The sequence below is a fragment of the Mycobacterium sp. GA-1199 genome (genome assembly GCF_001500045.1).
Classification (GTDB): Bacteria; Actinomycetota; Actinomycetes; order Mycobacteriales; family Mycobacteriaceae; genus Mycobacterium.
Genome location: NZ_LQIX01000018.1, coordinates 72,138 through 78,213 on the forward strand (window position 1 = coordinate 72,138; position 6,076 = coordinate 78,213).

Genomic DNA, 6,076 nt, shown 5'->3' on the forward strand with positions numbered 1-6,076 from the left:
ATGACCGCCGTGTACCGGGCCCCGATGCGATCTCGCCGCGACGACATCGACCCGCAGGCATCGCTGGACCGGGCATTGGCCCTGGGCGTCGTCGGTTTCGGCGACGCGGGTTTCGGCGAGCGACTTGCTCGTCGCGTGGACCGATTCGCCGATGTCGAAGACGGGTCTTTCGTGTGGACCCGCGATGCCGACGGGCTTTTCTGGCTGGGCCGTATCGATGGTCCGTACCGCCGCGACGAAGCCGAGGAGGCCGCCGCCGTCGACCTGGTGCATGTGCGGCCGTGCCGCTGGCTGCGCGAGCCCATCCTCGAACCCGACGTCCCCGCAGCGGTTCTCGCGACCTACGCACGCGGCGGACGCAACTTTCAGCAAACGCACGACCCTGACGTCGGCCCGCAGACGGAACACATCTGGGATGCCCGCAGCGATCGAGACTGATAACCAAGCTAACTGTAAGACCCGCTAGACGAGGTGTTTTCGCCGACTTGCAGGGATTATCCTGGTGCACAGCGGCGTTCAGGTATGCATCGGCGGAAGGAAACCACGATGCTCGGTATGACGGTTCGATCGGCAGTTGCCGCTTTCGCGGTCGCCGCGGCCGCGCTGTTGTCCGCCCCGACTGCGGCCGCGCTGCCCCAGGGACCGTGTGAGGACGTGCCTTTCGTCGGCGTGTGCACGCCGTATCGGGGCGCGACCGGCAAGCCGTCCTCGAATGCCAAGTCCGAACCGCCCCTGCCGGCCGTCAACAGCGCCGCACCGACTGGCGGTGGCCAGCGGGCAGCCATCGATATCGACGACTAGCCGAGCGATTTCGCGAACCCGCTGACGTCGCGGATGGATGCGTCGAACACCTCGGGCATATAAGCCCCGCACAGTAGGTCACCGCCATGACAGGTGCCCGCGACCACTCGGCCCACCGCGGGAACGCCCGCGCGGAGCAGGCGCCGGTAGTAGGCGAGGCCCTCGTCGCGTAGCGGGTCCAGTTCGTTGACCGAAATGACATGCGGCGGGAGCCCATTGAGCTCCTCGTCCGTTGCCGCTGCCGCCCAGCAGGTGGCGTCGCCGGCATGGGAGCCGTCGGGGTTGTAGATCGAACCCAACAGCGCGAGTTGGTGGCGGCTGACGAAGTACTCGTCGTTCTCCGCCAGCGAGGGCAGGTCATCGCACTCTTCGAGCCAGCGGTTGGAGATGTACGGGCACTGCGCGTAGCACCCGGCGATCTCGTGCAGCCAGCCCTCTCGTTTGGCCTTGTGCGCGACGGTCAGCGTGAGGTTTCCGCCGCCGGACTCCCCCGACACGATCAGATGGCTGACCCCGAGTTTTGTGCGGTGGGCCGCCACCCAGCGCACCGCGGCGGCGCAGTCGTTGAGACCGGCAGGGAACGGGTGGGGGCCGAGTTTGCCGCCGGAGTTGCGGAATTCCACCCCGACCACGACCAGCCCTGTGGCGGCAAGGCATTCGCGGATCCTCACGTAGCCGATGTCGGCCGCGCTGCCGATCGCCATGCCGCCGCCGTGCAGATGAACGACGGCGGGAAGGGGGCCGCCGGCGTCCTCGTTCGGGCGGCTGATGTACAGCGTGATGTCGTTGCCATCCGGGCCGGGGATCGTGGTCGTCGATGTGGTCACCCCGGAGACGACGGGCAGATCCTTGCCCAGCGCGTCGAGGATCGCACCCATGCCTTCCTCGCTTATGGTCGCGAAGGCAATGCGGTCCTCGAGGGGTGAGTCGACGCTCAGCGGTGCGGCGGGCAGTCGGCCGTCGAGACCGAACTGCGCGAAGGCCTCGACCATTCGGGGGTCGGAGCGGGGATCGGTGGCGAGGGTGGAGTCCGGGTCGACCAGGCGTCCGTGCATGCCCAGACCGTAACGTGCGATCGCGCTGAGCGACCCCGGTTTCCGGCTACCGCCGGGTCGGCCACCTCGTGTCGACGATGTCGAGCAGATGCGGAAGTCCCGCGCGGTAGCGAGCCCGGTCGGTGTTCTTGAATGGGACCCACCACGGCGCCTGGAACAACTCGACGATCTTCACCATGTCGCCGTTGTAACCCGACGCTTGCAGCACGCCGTTGGCGGCGTAGCGGCCACCCTCGTTGGCGCCCTCCATGGTCGTGACGTTCTGGTCGGTCTTGATCCATTCGCCGGCCAGAAACAGGTTGTCGATACCGGTGACCGCGGTGGGGCGACGGTTCCACGAGCCGGGGTCCTGAATGAACAGCGGTTCGTCATTGCGGACATCCGGTGTGCCCGAGTCGATGATCGCGGGGTCGAGGAACCACGAATGCAGCATGGCGTCGTCGACGACCCTGTCGGTGTCGTTGAGGTGCGCCTTGATCTGGGCCCAGGCCTCCCTGGCAATCTCTTGCGGCGTGCAGTCCCTCGCGCTTCGACGATTGAAGTTGCCGGGTGTGGTCCAGTCCGAGATGATCGCGGACAGACAGTCTTTGACGGTGCCGTCGCCGTAGTTCGTCAGGCTCTTCTTCCAGAACTGCTCCTCGCTGATCGAGGTGATGGCCCAACCGGAGTCGACGTAGTTGACGTGGCCCTTGGTGACGTCGACGCGTTCCTTGAGGTAGAACATCAAGCCGTTCATCCACTCCGTGCGCAGCAGCGCGATGTTGGCCAGTTGCGGGTCGGCCTCGAGCACATCCGGGGTGAGCACGGCGGCGAGCTTCTCGCAAGGGATCGCCGAGACGTACCAGTCCGCGCTGACCTGCCGCGGCATCCCGCCGGTACTGACGACGGTCGCGGACTCGATGTGCCTGCCGGTGGGGGTCAGACGGGCCAGTGCCTCACCGACGCGGAACGTCACGCCCTGCGCACGCAGGTGGTCGACCCACGGGTCGAGCCACTGCGAACTGGTCGGGCCGTTGAGTACGCGGTCGAATCCCTTGTTGTCGGAGTCGTTTCCGAGGAGCAGGATCGACCACACCGAGGCCTCGCCCACGAGCCCTATCGAATGTGCGCTCGCATCTTTGGATTTCGATGCGGCAAGGTTGCGGATGATGCCGTCGGCAAGGTATCGGTTGTACTCTGGCGACTTCTTGTTCGCGCCGATGTAGTCCTCCCACGTCATGTTCTCCCATTGCCCGAGTTTGCGTTCGGTGCTGCTGGTGACATAGACGGCGAGCTTCTGCGCCGCGTAGATCGCTTCCCACGGCGGCAACCGGAATAGCGTCTCGAACACCGTCGCCACCGAATCGATGAACGCCTTCGGGGTGATCGGATTCGGGATCATCGGCAGCGGGAACGGGAGCGGGATCGTCAGGTCGTGGCGTCCGAGCCCGGAGTGCAGATACGACGTCGCGCGGGTCAGGTTGTCCCAGGTCCCGTTTCGGTTGCCGGGGAACGGAACTCGCCGCATCGTGTCGGTGACGTTGCGGTAGAAGCCGGGGAAGAATCGGAAGCCGTGTTCGGCGGGCAGCGGCGTCGCACCGGAATTGGGTACCGGGATGGACCTGGCCTTGCCGCCGAGGGCCTTGCGCTCGTACACGGTCACGGCGTAGCCGCGCTCGACGAGTTCGTGCGCGGCGGTGAGCCCCGCGATGCCCGCTCCGAACACGGCAACCGACTTGCCCGGCGCCGCACGGGCCGTTGGCGGCATCGCCATCAGGGCGGCCGCGGTGGCCGTTCCCATCACGAACGACCGGCGCGACAACCGTCGCGAACCGACCCCACCCGACATCCCGCCACCGCCTTGTTCGCGGACCCAGTCGTCGCAACAAGTTAACGGTGATTCTCATCACGATGGCAGGCGACACGCCGGTGTCGCACGGGTTTCGTGCCGGTGATGTTGGCGTTCAGCGCACGGGTTTGGTGGCGGCGTGCAGCGCCACGATGCCCCCGGTGAGGTTGCGCCAACGCACCGAGGACCATCCGGCGTCGGCGATCTGGCGGGCCAGCTGCGTCTGGTCGGGCCATGCGCGGATCGACTCGGCGAGGTAGACGTAGGCCTCCGGGTTGGAGGAGACCGCCCGGGCGATCCTCGGAAGCGCCTGCATGAGGTACTCCTTGTACGCCGTGGCGAACAACCGGTTCGTCGGCGTGGAGAATTCGCAGACCACCAGTCGCCCTCCGGGGCGCGTGACGCGGGCCATCTCGCGCAGGCCCGCCACGTGATCGACGACGTTGCGCAGACCGAAGCTGATCGTCACCGCGTCGAACACGCCGTCGTCGAACGGCAGTCGCGTGGCGTCACCGGCCACCTTGGGCACGTCGCGCGAAGCGCCGGCCGCCAGCATCCCGACCGAGAAGTCGGCGGCCACGCACCACGCGCCCGAGGTCGCCAACTCGGCGGTCGACACGGCCGTGCCCGCCGCGAGGTCGAGCACCTTGTCCTGCGGGCCGATGCGCAATGCCGCCCGCGTCGCACGCCGCCAGAAGCGGTCCTGACCCAGCGACATCACGGTGTTGGTGAGGTCGTAGCGCCGGGCCACCGCGTCGAACATCGACGCCACATCGCGTGGGTCCTTCTCCAGCGTCGCTCGGCCCATGGGTTTCACCGTAACTGTGAAGATGCTCGAACCGGGAATGCGGAACCCGTACACAGGGGATATAGGGAGCATGAGCGAAAAGGTTTGGTTCATCACCGGAACGTCGCGGGGCTTCGGACGCGAGTGGACGATCGCGGCGCTCGAGCGTGGTGACAAGGTCGCGGCGACGGCGCGCAACCTGTCCTCACTGGACGATCTCGTCGAGAGGTACGGCGATGCGTTGCTACCCCTGGCATTGGACGTCACCGATCGCGAGGCGGACTTCGCGGCTGTCAAGCAGGCCCACGACCACTTCGGCCGGCTCGACATCGTCGTCAACAACGCCGGCTACGGACACTTCGGCTTCATCGAGGAGGTGACCGAACAGGAGGCGCGCGACCAGATCGAGACGAACGTCTTCGGCGCGCTGTGGGTCACGCAAGCCGCGCTGCCGTATCTGCGTGCGCAGCGCAGCGGACACATCATCCAGGTGTCGTCGATCGGCGGTATCACCGCGTTCCAGAACGTCGGGATATACCACGCGTCGAAGTGGGCCCTGGAGGGGTTCTCACAGTCGCTGGCGCAAGAGGTGGCGCCGTTCGGGGTCCACGTCACGCTGATCGAACCGGGCGGCTTTTCGACCGACTGGGCGGGCTCGTCGTCTCGCCGTTCGAAGCCGTTGCCGGATTACGAAGAGGTGCATGAAGAAGCGGACCGGATCCGCAGTCAGCGCGTGGCCAGGCCCGGCGATCCACAGGCGTCGGCGCGGGCTCTGCTCAAGGTAGTCGACGCCGAAAATCCGCCGCTGCGAGTGTTTTTCGGTGAGCTACCGCTGCAGTTGGCCAAAGCCGACTACGAGAATCGGCTCAAGACCTGGGGGGAATGGCAGCCGGTCGCCGTCGAGGCGCAGGGCTGACGTCGTCCTGTCAGGGCTCGGCCCTGCGGCCCTCAGGCCGCCCAATCTCCTGGCGGCGCTGGCCCGCCGGGTTCACCGGCACCGTCGATGGGTGGCGCGGCGCTCGATTGTGTGTCGCCGGGTTGGCTGTCGTCAGCAGGTTCGGACGGTGCAGCGGTGTCGTTGTCGACTGTTCGGCTGTCGTCATCGGGTTCAGGCGACGTAGCGATATCGTCTACCCGGCTGTCGTCAGCAGCATCGGGTGATGCGGCGGTGTCGTTGTCGACTATCCGGCCGCTGTCAGCGGGTTCGGGTAACGCAGCGGTGTCATCGTCGACTTCTCGGCCGCCGTCAGCAGCATCGGGTGTCGTGGCGGTGTCGTTGTCGACTATCCGGCTGCCGTCATCGGGTTCGGGCGACGCAGGGGTGTCGTCGTCCATCTGGCTGTGGGTTTCTTGGTCGTCGGGTGGGCGCAGGAGCCGTTCGGGTCGGTGGTAGTAGTTCAGCCGCGCCTGGCCGGTGTCCAGTCCCGGTGGTGGCAGCCATTCGACCTCGCAGCGATCGTTCATGCGGGTGGTCCAGCCGCCGTCCTCGTCGACGCTGCGGTTGTCGGTTCCGCAGGCCAGGCCGAGGTCGTCGACGTTGGTGTTTCCGCCTTTGGACCAGTCGGCTTTCACGTGATGCACTTGGCAGCCGTAGGCGCCGACAGT

Annotated in this window: 6 protein-coding genes and 1 pseudogene; 3 read left to right on the forward strand and 4 right to left on the reverse strand. The window is 66.7% G+C overall.

The window, feature by feature from the left end:
* Both AU198_RS13950 and AU198_RS13955 read left to right on the forward strand, forming a co-directional pair.
* Positions 1 to 438 (forward strand): hypothetical protein, encoded by a 438-nt coding sequence (locus AU198_RS13950; protein WP_064348742.1) that lies wholly within the window; start codon positions 1 to 3, stop codon positions 436 to 438.
* Between the two features lie 117 nt (positions 439 to 555).
* Positions 556 to 801: a hypothetical protein gene (locus AU198_RS13955; RefSeq protein ID WP_156431602.1), complete on the forward strand. Its 246-nt coding sequence runs from the start codon at positions 556 to 558 to the stop codon at positions 799 to 801.
* Here the strand turns inward: AU198_RS13955 and AU198_RS13960 are convergent.
* From AU198_RS13960 to AU198_RS13970, 3 genes are all read right to left on the reverse strand, one after another.
* Positions 798 to 1,856, reverse strand: coding sequence for an alpha/beta hydrolase (locus AU198_RS13960; protein ID WP_064348744.1), 1,059 nt, complete (start codon positions 1,854 to 1,856; stop codon positions 798 to 800). The two genes, AU198_RS13955 and AU198_RS13960, sit on opposite strands and share 4 nt — an antisense overlap.
* A gap of 46 nt (positions 1,857 to 1,902) precedes the next feature.
* Positions 1,903 to 3,684, reverse strand: coding sequence for a hydroxysqualene dehydroxylase (locus AU198_RS13965; RefSeq protein WP_064348745.1), 1,782 nt, complete (start codon positions 3,682 to 3,684; stop codon positions 1,903 to 1,905).
* Between the two features lie 115 nt (positions 3,685 to 3,799).
* On the reverse strand, positions 3,800 to 4,492 hold the full coding sequence (locus AU198_RS13970) for a demethylmenaquinone methyltransferase (protein WP_064348746.1): 693 nt from the start codon (positions 4,490 to 4,492) through the stop codon (positions 3,800 to 3,802).
* 70 nt (positions 4,493 to 4,562) lie between these two features.
* Here AU198_RS13970 and AU198_RS13975 point away from each other — a divergent pair, with 70 nt between their 5' ends.
* Entirely contained in the window at positions 4,563 to 5,387 is an 825-nt protein-coding gene (locus tag AU198_RS13975) for an SDR family oxidoreductase (RefSeq protein WP_064348747.1), read from the forward strand.
* A gap of 32 nt (positions 5,388 to 5,419) precedes the next feature.
* Here AU198_RS13975 and AU198_RS26655 read toward each other — a convergent pair.
* Positions 5,420 to 6,076 (reverse strand): annotated as a pseudogene (locus AU198_RS26655) (HNH endonuclease signature motif containing protein); the annotation flags it as partial.

Bases quoted from the DNA above. Each gene is read 5' to 3' on its own strand.
- AU198_RS13950 (WP_064348742.1), top strand. From the start codon at position 1: ATGACCGCCGTGTACCGGGCCCCGATGCGATCTCGCCGCGACGACATC.
- AU198_RS13955 (WP_156431602.1), top strand. From the start codon at position 556: ATGACGGTTCGATCGGCAGTTGCCGCTTTCGCGGTCGCCGCGGCCGCG.
- AU198_RS13960 (WP_064348744.1), bottom strand. From the start codon at position 1,856: ATGCACGGACGCCTGGTCGACCCGGACTCCACCCTCGCCACCGATCCC.
- AU198_RS13965 (WP_064348745.1), bottom strand. From the start codon at position 3,684: ATGTCGGGTGGGGTCGGTTCGCGACGGTTGTCGCGCCGGTCGTTCGTG.
- AU198_RS13970 (WP_064348746.1), bottom strand. From the start codon at position 4,492: ATGGGCCGAGCGACGCTGGAGAAGGACCCACGCGATGTGGCGTCGATG.
- AU198_RS13975 (WP_064348747.1), top strand. From the start codon at position 4,563: ATGAGCGAAAAGGTTTGGTTCATCACCGGAACGTCGCGGGGCTTCGGA.